Below are 14,348 nucleotides of genomic sequence, written 5' to 3'. Positions count from 1 at the left end.
TGTGTGGGCCGGCAGCGAAGCGCTCAGCGGGCCCCAGATTTGTGGTGCACCCTGAGCGCACCACCTCGTCGGCGTTCCCGCTCATGCCGCTGGTGAGCGCCGGCGTTCTTCTACTGTGGTGATAGAACGTGAGGCACCTGAGCTGTCCACGCGCGACCATTGCCTCGTCAGCGCGAGCGGAACCAACTGACGAGGCAATGATCACGGGAAGGGCGGTTTGTCGCCCGGCTACTGCTCGAGGCTGATGGTCGCCGTGCGGTAGTTGTTGCGCGTGTCGTTGTTCGCTGGGTCGTAGTTCTGTTCGATGTTGCCGGCGCTGTCGACCGAGAACCAGCGGAACGTCGTCGTTTCCGTTACGTGGAACACCTGCCCGGGCTCACGGAACTCCGTCGCCTCGTAGCGAGGCGACTCGAGCGTGGGCCGGCTGCCGTCCGTCGTGTAGTAGATGGTGGCCGGCTCGCTTGTCTCGAAGCGCACGTCGACGGGACCGGAGTACTTCCCGCCGCCGGGAGCGAGCCGAGACGTCGGCTTCTGGTGGTCCTTGCCCCACTCCGCCGCGACCCGGAACATCTCCATGATCCCGTTGGCGTACTCCATCGTCTCGGAGTGGCCGCTGACGAGATCCGGGTTCCCAACCCACGCCGGCTGGAACGAACCGCCCTGCCAGTTGCCGGTGGCCGGGTTGTAGACCGAGCCGCCGACCTCCCAGCCGAAGGCGTAGATGCCGTAGGTGTGGTACAGGTCCTCGCGAACGTTGCCCGCGGAGGAGTAGAGGACGTCCGAGGAACCACCGACGTTCTCCGGCGTGACAACGGTCTCCCGGTGCGCCTTGACCTGCGAGAGGATCCGGGCGGCCGACTGCCAGTAAAACGCCTCGTCACCCAGCGGCGGGCGCGGCGTGGTGATCCGGCCGTCGGCGATGTAGGCGCCGGGCTGCCAGAACAACTGGCCGCCGTTGGAGTGCACCGACATCATGAACTTGATGTTGGAGTACTTCTCAACGAGCCAGATGATGTTCTTCGACTCGGGCTCGGACAGCTTCTCCGGTCCCTGGTAGGTGTCGCTGATGCAGCTGCTCGATCCGCCCGCGTAGCCGTCGTGGCCCGACCCGACCCGGTAGTTCCGGTTCAGGTCGACACCCCAGGAGTTGCGCCGGGCCGGATCGGCGTTCTCGTCCGGGCAGTGGTTGGTCATGTTCCGGCGCTGCGACGCGAAGTTGTAGAAGCTGTAGTTCGCCCCATCGGGGTTGTTGGACAGGATGAGGAAGACGTCGGTGCTGTCGACGATCTTCTTCGTCTCCCAGTCGGACTTGTAGTTGTGCACCAGACGCTCGGCCGCCTCCAGCGAGGTCGCCGCGGGCACCCATTCGCGGGCGTGGTCCTGCGCCTGAATGAGGACGCCCGGGTTCCTGCCGTCGCGGTGCTTGCCGATCCGCAGGACGGGGATGGTGGCCGGGCCGCGCGGCACCTCGCCCTCCGGAGCGCCGGCGCGCTTCTGGTCGAGGAAGTCGGTCAGCGCGACCGGGCCGGACGTCGGCGCGACGATGCCGGTGCCCGCGTTGGTGCGATACGGGTGCGCCCGGTCGATCAGACCCTGGGACTGGCTCTCCAGCGCCGCAGCCACCTGTGCGGCCGTACTCGCGAGCCCACCGGAGGCGTCCTTCGCGAGGAGGACGCGAATCGCCTTGCCCGCCACCTCGACCGCGAGCGGGAGGTTCGCGCCGGGCCGGTTCACGAACTCGACGGTGATGTCGTTGCCACCCTGGTGGCCCCACGCCGCCGAGCTGACGACGACCGCGGCCTGCCCCGTACCACCGATCGTGGCCTGCGCCTTGCGCTGGTAGCCGTTGGTCTTGTTGGGCAGGTAGACGATCTCGGCAATGTCCGGGTACTGGCGGGCGATCTCCTCGGCGCGGCGGTAGAGCTGCTGCGGGTGCTTGTAGCCGTCGACAAAGTCCGACTGGTATCCCGGCGTCGAGGTCAGCGGCGGCGCGCCGTCCTCGAGCCAGTTGGAGACATACCCGGTGGCGACGCCTCCGGTCGAGCTCGTGACCCGGATCTGGTTCGGGCGTGCGTCGAGCTTGAACAGGTCCCGGTGGAACATGTACTGCCCGGAGTCGACGAACCGGCTCATCGTCCGGGCGAACCCGAACGACGTCCCCGGGCCCGAGTCGTTCTCGAGGTGCATCCCGACGATCGGGTTCGTCTGCGCCCCTTCGGTGGTCCGCGCCTCGACGTAGAGGAAACCCTGGCCCTTCGTCGTGAACCAGTCGGCGCGAACGACTCGCACCGTCTCCTCATGGGTGAGCGGCTGGACAGCCTTCGCGCGGAATGCCTGTAGCCCGCCGTCGGCTTCCTCGCTCCAGGCGAAGCCCTCGCCGTCGCTGAGGATCTTGACGCCCATCGCCTCGAGTTCGGCGATCTGCTCGGCGGTCACCACCGCCTCGCCCTCGATGCCGGCGGGCACGCGCTGGAGGCCGTGTTCGAGGTCGAAGCCGGCGGCGACCACCTTGTCCAGCAGGTCGGCGCCGGTCAGCTGGATGCGTACGAGGCGTACCGCCTCCGGATCCTCGAGGCGGGATCGCCCCGAGCCCGCTGTGGCTGCGGACCCGGTGGGATCCGCGCCCGCGGGCGCGGTCGTCATGAGAAAGCTTCCCACCATGGCGGGCAGCGCGAGAAGCGCGATGCGTCGTCGTATGTGTCGCATGCTCCCCCTCCTTCTGCTTGCGACGTATAGCTACGCCGGTGGCCGGCCCTGTTTCGGCTCGGGCGGCTCCGGTCAGGACGGTCGTGCTGGACTCGCGCAGGGTCGGCCCGGGCAGGAAGACGGTCGCCGCCGTGACCGGTTCGGGGAGGACCGCGAGCGAGCCGGGTGCGGTGAGCGTATGCGCGTTCTTCGTTTCGATCGCTTGCCCGCAGCGGATTTGAGCATTACTTGAGGCGAGGCGTGACGGTGAGCGTCCCACCTGGACGGCCTGGGGCGACCGACGGCTGTGCGACCTCATCGCCGGCCAATCCACATCACGTCAGTCACGTAATGTGGCGGCGACGGCGCGGGTGAACATGTCGACGTTGTCGATCATGATGTTGTGACCGCTGTCGGGGATCGCCACCGCCGCGACGCCTGCGGCGGTCAGCCGGTCGGCGTCGAAGCGCGGTCCGTCCGCCGCGGGATACAACAGCGTACGCGGAATCGTGAGGCTCTCCAGGTGCTCGCGTGGTGTCGGCGTACTCCCGAGTAGCGCGTTGATCGCCGTGCGGTAGAGCGCCTGCGGCCCGGCCAGACGCATCGTGGCGGCCCATTGCGGGCCGACGTGATCCATCGTCTCGGCCCAGCCGTGGTCGAGGAACTCGGCCTCCGACCGGTACACGCCAATGCCCGAGCTCCCCGGGCGCTTGACCGCCGGAAGGGGTCGTACCGGGTCCAATACCGGATCGACCAGCACCATTCGGCGTACGAGCTGGGGATGACGAGCCGCGAGCACGCACGCAACGGCGCCGCCCAGACTGTGCGCGATCACGTCGGCCTGAGCCACCGCGGCCTGGTCGAGCGCGCGGGCCAGAACGTCTGCGTGCATTTCAAGGGTGTACGCCTGGTCGGCGGGCCGGTCGCTGATCCCGAAACCGAGCAGGTCGATCAGCAGTGAGCGGTGACCGGCCAGCGCGGGTTGAGCGACCGCCTCCGCGTAGTAGGGCGCAGAGCTGGCGCCGAGACCGTGGATGTAGACGCGGGTGGGCTGGACACCGGCGATCTCGACCCAGCGCATCTGGGAGCCGTCGGGGAGGACTTGAGCGCTATGCATGGCGCAGAAGATATCTAGATTCCGAGGTATCCCGGCAAGGGGGTATGATTTTGATCATGCTGGAGCTTGCGGTCCTGGGATTCCTCTGCGACGAGCCGTTGCACGGGTACGAGCTGCGTAAACGCGTCGCCGCGCTGACCGGGCACGTACGCCCGATCGCCGACGGGACGTTGTATCCGCTGCTGAAACGGATGGAGGCGGCCGGCTTGCTACGACGCGAGCTGCAGCCGGGTCAGGTCGCCGCGCCCCGGCACGTACTATCGCTGACCGCAACCGGGGAGAAGGCCCTGATGCAGCGGCTACGCGAGCCAGACGACCTGTTCATCACCGACGAGAACCGGTGGTTCACACTGCTCGGGTTCCTGCGCCAGCTCGACAACCCGGCCGAGCAGGCCGCGGTGTTGCGGCGGCGGCTCGAATTCCTCACCCAGCCCGCCAGCTTCTTCTGGGACGGCGACCGGCCGCTGCGCGCCGCTGACTTCGACGACCCGTTCCGGCAGGGGCTGTTCACGATCGCGACGGCGACGACTCGGACCGAGCTGAAGTGGCTGCGAGAGACTCTGGCCGCGCTGGAAGGGGCTCCGACACAGGCCTAGTGTGCCGACCCGGGCTCGGCGCGGCGGAGGACGATCCCGGGAAGGGGGCCCGGGAGGGTTGCCGGGGCAGTTGGCTGGACGGTGTGCTCGTCGGCGGCGTCATGTTCGTCTCCTTCGATACCGCACTGAGCGTCTGCGAAGCGGGCTGCTGGCTGTACGAGGGTGGCCCTTGTCGACGCCTTGGAGGGGAAGGAACTCGTTGAGCGGGCGCCGCAGCCCTCAGGACCGACGCAAGAACATCGTGCAGCTGACGCCGGCCGGGCGGAAGCGCCTGCACGACGCCGAATTCGCCCGCCAGGAAATGGAACGCCTCTGCCTCGCTCCGCTCTCCAGCGCAGGCGCCACGCGCTTGATCCGCGTCCTGCAGTCCCCGGTCGGCAACCCGACGAGCGCCGACCAGGCGGCTGACTCTGCGTCCGCGCGCCGCCGTTAGCCGTAGTACTTGACCAGGCAGAACTCGTGGTCCTCCGGGTCGGCCATGACGACGACCACACCCTCCTTGTAGTCGTGACGCTCGCCGGTGAACCGGCCACCGAGACTGTTGATTTGCGTCATGGCCTCGTCGATGTCGTCGACCGAGATGTCGAGGTGAACCCGCACCTTGCCTGTTTGCGGCTCAGGCACCGGCTGGAACACCAGCCGCGGCTGCGGGTCACCTCGCTCGCCGAGGTAGACCCAGCCCTCCTGCGACGGGCCGGGCTCGCGACCGAGCAGGGCGCTCCAGAATCGGGCTACCCGCTCGGGGTTGAGGCAGTCGATCGTGACACCGGACCAGACGTTCGCCATGCGCCGATCCTGGCAGAACAGGCCACGTGTCAGTACTTAGGCCGGAGCCGTGCCCAGCGCCGCGGCGGGCGATGACGGGTCGATGCCTTGCCGAGACCAGGCGCCGGTACTTGTCGTGGTGGCCGCGGTCGGCGAGCGGGGTGTCGGGGCGTCCTCGGGGGCCGGCCGGCCAGTCCGGGCACTGCGGGAACCTTGGCCAGCAGCGGCTACGGAAAGAACCGGCCCGCGCTCGGGTGATCCTGGGCGCCGTCCACGCAGATGTTGGTGCCGTTGACCCCGCCAGCGCGGGGCGACAGGAGGAAGCACGCCACGTCCACCACTTCGTGCAACTCGACCAGCCGCCCAAGAGGGAAGTCGTCGCGGGCAAAAGCCTCGTACTGCTCCGGTCGGTTGTCCCGGAACCAGGCCCAACCCCCGCCCTCGAACATCACCGAACCCGGACTGAGCGCATTCACCCGGATGTTGCGCGGGCCCAGCTCCTGGCCGAGTGTGGCGGCGAGGTGGATCTCCGCCGCCTTCGCCGAGGCGTACGACGACTTGGGGCCCGGCTTCCAGCCCGTTATCGACGCCACGATGAGCGCGCTGCCGCCCCCGCGCCGCTCGAAGTGCGGCACCGCGGTGCGGATGGCGTGGGCGGCATGCAGCACGTTCAACTCGTACGTCCGCAGCCAGTCCTCGGGGGTGGAATCCAGGAGCCCACCCCCGTATGCGCCGCCGGCATTGGCCACCAGCAGGTCGAGCCCGCCCATCTGCTCGGCCGCCTCGTCTACGGCCCGGGCGAGCGCGTCCGGATCCGTGACGTCCGCCTGGACGCCGGGCAGTCCTGACTCCCTCAGCCGCTCTGGATCCCGTCCGCAGACGGTGACCTTCGCCCCCTCTGCCTGGAGCGCCCGGCCGATGGCCAGCCCGATGCCACTGCTTCCCCCGGTGATGAAGGCTGTCTTCCCCGCAAGTCCTAGATCCACAGCGGCAGCCTGTCAGCAGACGCCGACACGATCAACCCACCTGACCCGCGTACGGGGACGGATGCCGCCGCACGACGGGCTTCGAACTGGTCAGCGAGGTGTCTTCCAGGCGACGGCCGGCGGCAGGCGCGACGGCCGCAGCCGGGTGGGGATCCTGGTCGAGTGGACCAGCAGCTGTCGGTGGGGGGGGGGGGGGGGGGCCCCCCCCCCCCCCCCCCCCCCCCCCCCCCCCCACCACTGGATTCGAGCTGGTGGCCGACCCCGGTCAACGCAGACGGGACTCGATGGCGTCGATGATGCGCGGACGCAGTTCGGCGGCGCGGATGACGGCGTCCACGGAGCCGACCTCGACCGCGCGCTGGATGTTGTGCACCCGGTCGAACTCCGCGGCCACCTCGCCGAGCTTCTCGGCGCGGACCGACGAGCGGAGTTCGTCGAGTTCCGCGGTCAACGCGGCGCGCTCGGTGCCCGAGGCGGCCGTGGCGCGGGCGTCCAGGTCCCGTACGCGCGGGTCGGCCGCGGTGCGGGCGTTGACGTCGCCGGAGAAGACCACCGCGGCGGCGGGCGCGCCGCCGAGCACCGAGGCGAAGGAGCCTTCCAGCGCCAGCACGGTCATGTTCGGGTTCAGCGCCTTCGAGAACACCACGAACGCGCCGCCGTGGTATCGCGAGATCACGCAGAACACGATGGGCCCGCGGAAGTTGACGATCGCCCGGCCGATCTCGGCGCCGTACTCCAGTTGCAGCTTGCGCATCGACTCGGGTGAGCCGTCGAAGCCCGACAGGTTGGCCAGCACCACCAGCGGCCGGTTGCCGCTGGCCGCGTTGATCGCCCGCGCGGCCTTCTTCGACGAGCGCGGGAAGAGTGTCCCGGCGGTGTAGGTGTCCGGGCCGTCGGTGGGCGGGAAGCCGCGCCGGGGCACCGCCCGCGACTCGATGCCGAGCAGGCACACCGGGATGCCGCCGAGGTGCACGTCCTGCACCACCGCGGTCTCCGCGTCGGCCATGCCCGCCCAGCGCTCCAGCACCGGGTGGTCCTGGTCGGCGAGCGCCCGCATCACGGTGCGGATGTCGAACGGCTTCTTCCGGTCCGGGTTGGCCGCCGCGGAGAAGATCTCCCCGACGGTGGTGAAGTCGCTGCCGGCCAGGGCGTGCGGGAAGGGGGAGATGTCCCGGTCGGTGGGGTCGGCGGTGGTCGCCCGCCGTGGCGCGTCCTCGCCGGGTGCGACGTACGTGTGGTCGTAGTGCGCCATCAGCACGTCCCGCGCGGCGGGGAGGTTCGGCGCCCAGTACTGCGCCTGCCCGTTGGGGCCCATCACCCGGTCGTAGCCGCCGATGCCGAAGTTGTCCTCGGCCGACACGCCGCCGGAGAAGTCGAGCGACTGCTTGCCGGTGAGCACCATCGCCGAGTCCGGCGTCATCACCAGGATGCCCTTGGTGTGCATGAGCATCGTCGCCTCGGCGTTCCAGTACGGCTGGGCGCCGACATTGATGCCCGCCACGACGATGTTGATCTCACCGCCGGTCTGGGTGAACTCGACGATCCGCTTGAGCGCCGCGGCCACCCAGTCCATGTTCTCGGTGCCCGACGTCATGGAGATCCGGGCGCCGGCGGAGAGCGCATACCACTCCAGCGGCACCCGCATCTGCTCGGCCAGGTCCAGCGCGGCGATCACCCGGCGGCACTCCGGCTCCGACAGGGCGCCGAGCGACTTCGTGGGGTCGCCGAGCAGCACGACCCGGGTGACGCCCTGCGGGTGCCGCGACGTCGGCGTGGTGACCACGCCGGCGACGATCGCGGCGCTGTTGCGCCCCTTGGGCCGGTCGACCGGCACCAGGGCGTGGTCGTCGTCGAGGTCGTGCTCGACGAAGTCGCCGAGCAGGCCGGTCAGCTCGTACGGGTACACCGTGTTGCGGCTGCTGGCCCGCAGCACCTTCAGCCGGTAGGCGTCGAGGGGCTCGACCGGTTCAACCGGCGGCTCGCCGACGGTCAGCGCGGCGCCGCCGGTGGCGTCGAAGGAGATCCGTACGGCGATCCTGGTCAGCTCGCCGGTCGCGCGGTCGCGCTGCCGCGCGATGAACAGGATCTCCTCCAGCCCGGCGCCCGCGGTCGTCGGGCGCACGCGCCCGGCGATCATCTCCATCTCCTCGCGGGTGAGGTCGCTCGGCGGCCAGACGTAGATCACGATCCGGTTGGTGTTGAAGCGGGTCTTCGACGGACGCCGTGACTGCGCGCGGCGGATCGAGTCGAGGCAGGCGGCGACGGTGTCCTCGGTCGTCGGCAGGGCGACCAGCCGGCCGTCCTGCTCGCGCAGCGCGGTCAGGTCGCGCACCTGCGCGAACGCGACGAGCCGCTCGTCCGACGGGTTTTCCCGCGCCACGCACTGGAAGAGGTAGACCTCCTCGTCCGAGGACGGCAGCCGGGTCAGGTCGAACTTGTGCAACCGTTCCAGCTGCATCCGCTGCGCGATGTACGGGTGCAGGCCGCGGATCAGCCGCTCCTCGGTCACCCCGGCGCCGGCCGGGCGGAACGTGAAGTGGTGGTGCATCACCGCTCCGGCGCGGCCGGCGACGGTGGTGGTGAGCCGGCGAACCTGCTGCGGCAGCGGGTGCGCGTTGATCACCTCGTGCAGCGCGGCCGCCATCGCGTCGAAGTCCTCGGGCTGGTTCTCCCAGGCGAGGTAGATGTCGGCGTCGACCGCGTCCTCGCCGCCGGCCAGCTCGGCGAGCCCGCGCAGCGCGCTGCCGAGCGCGTCGAAGCGCACCGCGGTGGAGACCACGCTCGACACGGCGCGCTCGGCGACCACGAACGTGCAGCCCGCGACCTCGCGGGTGCGGACGCTGGTGAGCCGCTTGTTGCCGTAGTACCGCCGGGTCAACACCTCCAGCATGACCGCGTTGTCCAGGTGGTCGCGGACGAGCCGCTGGCCGAGCAGCCGGACCAGTGGCTCGGTGCTGCGCACCATCTCCGCGATGCGCTCGGCGCGGTCCGGCGCGTCCGGGTGCGCGTCGAGGTGGCGCAGGTGCGCGCGGACCTGGGCGTAGACGCGGGCGCGGTTGCGGCGCAGCAGCGGCTGGCCGAACCAGGCGAACACCACGCCACGCGCGAGGTCGGCGAGCACGGGGAAACGGACCTGCGTGGCGGCCACCAGCCGCTCCAGGGCGAGCCCGGCGGGCTCGCGCAGGGTCTCGTCCGGCGGGGACTCCCGCAGCCACGCGCGCAGCAGCGTCGCGACGACCGTGGCGTCGGCGGACGCGCGTTGCTGGGCGAGGAAGATCCGGAATACCGCGGCTTCGAGCTCGGGGGAGCGCTCCAGGTCGGTGACGCCGTAGTGCCCGAGCGCCCGGGCGAGCTTGGCCTGGAACGCGCTGGGCAGTCCGGCCCGCTCGACGTCGAGGCTCTGCAGGTAGGTGTGGAAGTACTCGCGGGCGCTCTGCACGTGGCTTCCGCCGCCGTCCTCAACGGTCGGCCGGTTGCGGCTCAGCTCGGCGAGGTCGGCGAAGACGTTGACGAGGTCGAGTTCCTCGGCCAGCGGCCGGTGGCCCTCCTCGGTGGCGGCCTGCCGCGCGGCGAGGTAGTCGTCGAGCACCCGGCTGTCGTCGTGCGGGTCGACGTCGAAGCCGAGCAGCAGTCCGCGCAGGTCCTCCTGGCCACGGGTGGCGCGCCGGCGGGCCGGGATCTCCTCGGTCGCGGCGGGCAGGTCCAGCTCGACGGGCGCGGCGCTCGGGCCGTCCGTGGTCTCGGTGTCCTCGTCGGCGACCGGCTCCAGCCGCAGCAGCGGCGCGCCGGCCTCCACCTGGCTGCCCACGGCGACGGCGCATTCCTTCAGCCGCGCCTTGAACGGCGCCCGGAGCACCGTCTCCATCTTCATGGCTTCCAGCACCAGCACCGGCGCGCCCGCCTCGACCTCGGCGCCCACCTCGAGGGGCGTGGCGACGACCAGCGCGGGCATGGGCGAGCGGAGGACGCCGCCCTCGTCGCGGCTGACCCGGTGCGTCACCCCGTCCACCTCGACCAGGTGCACCGGCCCGTGCGTCCCGGTGAGCAGCCGGTACCGGGCGCCGTTGACGGCGATCTGCCCGGTGTGCCGGTCGAAGCGGTCGAGCTCGACATCGGCGGTGCGGACGGAGCCGCCCGCCTCGATGCCGACGCGGAACCGGTGCGCGCCGATCCGCCCCACCCGCATGCGGTAGCCGACGCCGCGCAGCTTGAGGTCCAGCGGTCGGCCGCTCTTGTGCTGCACCTGCGGGCGCCCGCCGGCCGCCGTGGACAGCAGCCGCTGGCGCTCGGCGCGTTCCTCCTCCTCGTACGCCTCGATGGCGGCGGCCGCGAGCGCGACGGCGGAGTGCCGGTGCGCGACGAGCCTGCCCTCGCCGCGGACGCGGTCGATCCAGCCGGTGTCCGCGCTGCCGTCGATCACCTCGGGCTGGTCGAGCAGGTCGAGCACGAAGCTCTTGTTCGTCGCGCCGCCCTCGATGATCACCGTGGTGTTCGCCATCGCCCGGCGCAGCCGGCCGAGCGCCTCGTCGCGGTCGCGGCCGTAGGCGATGATCTTCGCGATCATCGAGTCGAAGTCGGCGGGGATGGTGTCGCACTCGCTGACGCCGGTGTCCACCCGGATGCCCGGCCCGGCGGGCAGGTCGAGCCGCGCGATCCGTCCCGGGGAGGGCGCGAAGTCGCGGTCGGGGTCCTCGGCGTTCAGCCGGGCCTCGATGGCGTGCCCGCGCTCCACCGGGCACTCGCCCTCGAGCCGCCCGCCCGCGGCGACGTGCAGCTGCGCCTTGACCAGGTCGAAGCCGGTGGTGGACTCGGTGATCGGGTGCTCGACCTGCAGGCGGGTGTTGACCTCGAGGAACGCGAACAGCCGGTCGCCCGGGTGGTAGAGGAACTCGACGGTCGCCGCGCCCCGGTAGCCGACCGCGACGGCGAGCCGTTCGGCCGAGGCCTTGAGCTCGGCGGCCTGCGCCGGGCTGAGCACCGGCGACGCGGACTCCTCGATGACCTTCTGGTTGCGTCGCTGGACCGAACAGTCGCGGACGCCGAGCGCCCACGCGGTGCCCTGGCCGTCGGCGATCACCTGGACCTCGACGTGCCGGGCGCCGGTGACCAGGCGCTCGAGGAACACGATGCCGCTGCCGAACGCCCGCGCGGCCTCCTGGCTGGTCCGCTCGTACGCGTCGGCGAGCTCGGCCGCGTTGGTGACCACGCGGATGCCGCGCCCGCCGCCGCCCGCGGTCGCCTTGAGCATCAGCGGGTAGCCGATCTCGGTCGCCGCCGCCAGCGCGGCGTCCAGGGTCTCGACCGCGCCGCGGCTCCACGGCGCGACCGGCACGCCGACCTCCTCGGCGATCAGCTTCGCGCCGATCTTGTCGCCGAGCTTGCGCATGGCGTCCGCGCTCGGCCCGACGAAGGTGACCCCCACCTTCTCGCACAACTCCGCGAACGCCGGGTCCTCGGCGACGAAGCCCCAACCGACCCACGCGGCGTCGGCCCCGGTCTCCACCAGCGCCCGCTCCAGCGCCATCAGGTCGAGGTACGGGCGCGCGGACGCGGGACCGAGATCGTAGGCGATGTCCGCTTCGCGCACGAACGTGGCGGTGCGGTCGACGTCGGTGTACAGGGCGACCGTCTCGATCCGGGCCCCGGTCTCCGCAGCCAGCTCTCGGACCGCGTGGATGAGCCGCATCGCGGCCTCTCCACGGTTGACGATGGCGATACGGCTGAACACTGGACCGATCCCTCCGGTTGACCCACGATGAACGCGCCGCGAGACGGCGGCCCTCGGCAGAGATCCACCTTTCCGCGTGCCGGCTGCCCGCGCCATGTTGTAATCACCGAACCCTACGCGGCACGATTTGTAGGAACCTCACAAAACTTTTTGGTCGCCCGGCTGCTGGTGCGGCGGGCACCGGCGGCGGCTCAGCCACTGGTAGCCAGGATGACGGGGACCGCCACCACGTTGATCCGCGACCCGTCCCGCGCGGACACCTCGTAGACCTCTACCGTGCCCGGACCGGTGGTGGCCCGCCGGTAGCGCACGCTGGCCCGGTAGTCGCCCCGGCAGCCGGAGCCGCAGGTGGCGAGGGTGAACGCGGTGCCGATCTCCCGGCCCGCGGCGTCCAGCACCCGGACGCTCACCGTCGCCTCGAACACGTCGGCGGTCCCGGTGACGGTGACCGGACTGGTGACCCGGTCGCCGGTCGCCGGGGCGGTCACCACGATCGGGGGCAGCAGGTCGGCGTACTCGTCGCGGCCCGTCGGCGCGGTGTCGGTCGAGGTGAAGGCCACCCGTCGCACGGTCGGGAACTGGGTCAGCGTCCAGACCACCTGCGCCCGGCGGAGCCGGACGGTCGCCGCGCCGCCACTGTCGAAGCCGGCCGGCGGGACCAGCGTCGCCACCTGGCCGGCGATGCGGGTCACCTGCACGTCGGGCGGGACCAGGGAGGTCATCCCGGCGGCGGTCTCGGCCAGGGACGGCCCGGCGGCCAGCTCGGCGAGCGCCAGCCGGGAGGTGGCCAGAGTGGCGGGCAGCGTACGCCGGGTCGGCACGAGCTGCCCGCCTCGGGTGAACCACAGCTGCACGGTGATCGTCCCGTCCGGGCCGGGCGACGCGGGGCCGCTCGGGGCGGCGAACGTCGGCGGGGTGTGGCGGCTGGTCGCGGGCGCGGGCGCGGGGGAGGGGGAGCCGGGCGTCGTGCCGGTCCGGGTGGTCGGTGCGGCCGGGGCAGGGCCCAGGGTGCCGCTCCGGGCCGGCGCGCAGCCGGCGGTGAGCAGGAGCAGCGCCGCGAGCGGCGCGATCAGGCGTCGCACGGGTCACCTCCGCGGTCGGCGGGCAGTTCGAGGTGGAAGCAGGTGCCCCGGCCGACCTCGCTGCGAGCCTCCATCCGGCCGCCGAGCAGCCGGGCGTTCTCCAGCGCGATGGCCAGGCCGAGGCCGCTGCCGGCTCCGGTGCGGGACGGGTCGACCTTGTAGAAGCGGTCGAACAGGTGCGGCAGGTGCGCGGCGGGGATGCCGGGCCCCCGGTCCGTGACCTCGACGACCAGCGACGTCCCGGTGTGCCGCACCTCGGCCCGGACCTCGCCGCCGCCGTGCTCGACCGCGTTGGCCATCAGGTTGGCCAGCACCCGTTCCAGCCGGCGCGGGTCCGTTACGGTCGGGGGCGCCGCGCCGGCCACGGTGACCCGGTCGGTCCAGCCTCGCGCGTCGGCGATCCCCCGCAGCAGCGCGACGACGTCCACCGGCCGGACCGACACCGCCTCCCGCCCGGCGTCCAGGCGGGAGATCTCCATCAGCTCCTCGACGAGCCGGCGCAGCCGGACCACGTCGGTGACGAGGAGTTCGGCGGCCCGGCGGGCGTCGGCGGGGAGGGCGTCGAGCTGCTCGGCCAGCAGTGACGCCGCCGCCACCAGGGCGGTGACCGGGGTACGCAGTTCGTGCGCCACGTCGGCGGTGAACCGCCGCTCCCGGGCCTGTGCCCGGGACAGCGCCTCGATCTTCGTCTCCAGCGCCTCGGCCATCTCGTTGAACGACGCGGCCCAGGCGCTGAACTCGTCCCGGCCGCCGACCGGCAGCCGGGTGTGCAGCAGCCCCTCGGCGACCGCCCGGGCGGCGCGGCTGGCCCGGCCGACCGGTTCGAGGGTCCGCCGGGCGAGCGAGTTGCCGACGGCGGCGGCGAGCAGCACCACCGCGACCCAGCCGACCGCCAGCGCGGTGCGGAGCTGGTGGAGGTCGTCGACGAGGTCGTCCTCCACCGTCACCACGTACAGCTCGGCGGTGGAGCCGGGGATCCGGCCGCCGACCACCAGCAGCCGCGGCCTGGCGCCGTCGGGGGAGCGTTGGAAGCCGAGCTGACCGGCGGCGACCGTTTCCCGCAGCGCCGGGCCGGGCGCCGGGGCGTACCCGGGGTTCGACGCCTGGACACCCTCGGTGACGAGCAGCACCGGCCGTCCGTTCTGCGCGAAGCTGGCCAGCAGGTCCGCCCGGCGGGCGTCGGTCAGCGGCAGGAACTGCGCGGCGAGCACGAGCTGGTAGCGGGCGTCGGCCGCGGCGCGTTGCAGCGAGCCGTCGAAGCGGGCCTGGCGCAGCATCAGGTACGACCCGCCGGCGAGGGCGCCGGCGGACACCCCGGCGATGAGGACGAACGCGATGACCAGCCGGCGCCGCAGGCGCCCCGGAGCGACCCTCCCCGCCGTCATCGCG

General features: G+C 71.8%; 8 protein-coding genes and 1 pseudogene. 2 read left to right on the top strand and 7 right to left on the bottom strand.

All coding sequences use genetic code 11. From position 1 onward, the window contains the following. Nucleotides 1-228: 228 nt before the first annotated feature. The gene (locus tag Q2K19_RS28990; protein WP_302765295.1) at nucleotides 229-2,706 is read right to left on the bottom strand and encodes a M14 family zinc carboxypeptidase; all 2,478 of its coding nucleotides are present in this window, start codon (nucleotides 2,704-2,706) and stop codon (nucleotides 229-231) included. Nucleotides 2,707-3,025: 319 nt separating this feature from the next. Then, a complete protein-coding gene (locus Q2K19_RS28985) occupies nucleotides 3,026-3,766 on the bottom strand; it encodes an alpha/beta fold hydrolase (protein WP_302765294.1) in 741 nt (246 codons plus the stop codon). Between the two features lie 92 nt (nucleotides 3,767-3,858). Between Q2K19_RS28985 and Q2K19_RS28980 the strand changes: the two genes are divergently transcribed. Next, nucleotides 3,859-4,398 carry a PadR family transcriptional regulator gene (locus Q2K19_RS28980; protein ID WP_302765293.1) on the top strand — a complete coding sequence of 180 codons (540 nt, stop codon included), beginning with the start codon at nucleotides 3,859-3,861 and terminating at the stop codon, nucleotides 4,396-4,398. 56 nt (nucleotides 4,399-4,454) lie between these two features. Continuing rightward, nucleotides 4,455-4,553, top strand: a pseudogene (locus tag Q2K19_RS33570) (GNAT family N-acetyltransferase); the annotation flags it as partial. Nucleotides 4,554-4,827: 274 nt separating this feature from the next. On the opposite strand, the gene Q2K19_RS28975 reads toward Q2K19_RS33570, so the two are convergent. The 5 genes from Q2K19_RS28975 to Q2K19_RS28955 form a co-directional block, all read right to left on the bottom strand. Next, entirely contained in the window at nucleotides 4,828-5,184 is a 357-nt protein-coding gene (locus tag Q2K19_RS28975; RefSeq protein ID WP_302765292.1) for a VOC family protein, read from the bottom strand. 206 nt (nucleotides 5,185-5,390) lie between these two features. After that, nucleotides 5,391-6,149, bottom strand: coding sequence for an SDR family NAD(P)-dependent oxidoreductase (locus Q2K19_RS28970; RefSeq protein WP_302765291.1), 759 nt, complete (start codon nucleotides 6,147-6,149; stop codon nucleotides 5,391-5,393). A 265-nt stretch (nucleotides 6,150-6,414) separates the two neighbouring features. Next, nucleotides 6,415-11,877, bottom strand: a complete 5,463-nt coding sequence (locus Q2K19_RS28965) for an ATP-binding protein (protein ID WP_302765290.1) — start codon at nucleotides 11,875-11,877, stop codon at nucleotides 6,415-6,417. Between the two features lie 191 nt (nucleotides 11,878-12,068). Next, complete coding sequence (locus Q2K19_RS28960; protein WP_302765289.1) at nucleotides 12,069-12,959, bottom strand: Gmad2 immunoglobulin-like domain-containing protein; 891 nt, start codon at nucleotides 12,957-12,959, stop codon at nucleotides 12,069-12,071. Beyond that, the gene (locus tag Q2K19_RS28955) at nucleotides 12,947-14,344 is read right to left on the bottom strand and encodes a sensor histidine kinase (protein WP_302765288.1); all 1,398 of its coding nucleotides are present in this window, start codon (nucleotides 14,342-14,344) and stop codon (nucleotides 12,947-12,949) included. The genes Q2K19_RS28960 and Q2K19_RS28955 overlap by 13 nt, the downstream gene beginning before the upstream one ends. Nucleotides 14,345-14,348: the final 4 nt, after the last annotated feature.

Origin of the sequence: Micromonospora sp. NBRC 110009 (assembly GCF_030518795.1) — a bacterium.
GTDB lineage: Bacteria > Actinomycetota > Actinomycetes > Mycobacteriales > Micromonosporaceae > Micromonospora.
The sequence above is the reverse complement of the archived record's forward strand: the minus strand, read 5'-3'. Positions and strand labels throughout refer to the sequence as shown.

Excerpts from the sequence above, each read along its gene's own strand:
- Q2K19_RS28990 (WP_302765295.1), bottom strand. The coding sequence starts at position 2,706 with ATGCGACACATACGACGACGCATCGCGCTTCTCGCGCTGCCCGCCATG.
- Q2K19_RS28985 (WP_302765294.1), bottom strand. The coding sequence starts at position 3,766 with ATGCGCTGGGTCGAGATCGCCGGTGTCCAGCCCACCCGCGTCTACATC.
- Q2K19_RS28980 (WP_302765293.1), top strand. The coding sequence starts at position 3,859 with ATGCTGGAGCTTGCGGTCCTGGGATTCCTCTGCGACGAGCCGTTGCAC.
- Q2K19_RS28975 (WP_302765292.1), bottom strand. The coding sequence starts at position 5,184 with ATGGCGAACGTCTGGTCCGGTGTCACGATCGACTGCCTCAACCCCGAG.
- Q2K19_RS28955 (WP_302765288.1), bottom strand. The coding sequence starts at position 14,344 with ATGACGGCGGGGAGGGTCGCTCCGGGGCGCCTGCGGCGCCGGCTGGTC.